The organism is Bradyrhizobium sp. BRP19 (assembly GCF_020194195.1).
Classification (GTDB): Bacteria; Pseudomonadota; Alphaproteobacteria; order Rhizobiales; family Xanthobacteraceae; genus Bradyrhizobium; species Bradyrhizobium yuanmingense.
Window position 1 is genome coordinate 1 of the sequence record NZ_JADYVZ010000252.1, and the last position, 384, is coordinate 384.

1 protein-coding gene is annotated in these 384 nt (G+C 57.6%); it reads left to right on the top strand.

Annotated features, from left to right (window positions below):
- Nucleotides 1-384, top strand: a 384-nt coding sequence (locus I6F36_RS39435) for a hypothetical protein (RefSeq protein WP_225173344.1), incomplete at both ends; no start/stop codon positions are given.

The window sequence follows — 384 nt, forward strand, 5'->3', positions numbered from 1 at the left end:
CTATTCTTTGCGTCAGTTCGGCCGCTACTTGTTCGTGGAGCGCCCACAGGTCATCTGTGGACATGGATCGGAAGCTGTCGCTTTTCATCGAGTTGCGCCCAAGGAATCAGAACAGAGCGCACTTACCAAGCGCACCGGACGCAAACAAGCGCTCTCAGCGCATTCGTTACGGAGAACGGCTCCGGTTCAAGTCTTCGAGGCATCGAACTCGGGCATTCAGGCGGCTGCGATGAAATCCCGTCCTCTGCCTTCGCGACCTTCTGGAGGACGTTTCGCGTCGTCTGGCAAGCGCCCTTGTCTCGGCCTCGCGCACCTGTCTTCGAAGGTCGTGAAGTTCAGCAATGCGTTGGGCCATCAGCTTGAGGGTCTTGCGAAGAATTGCAG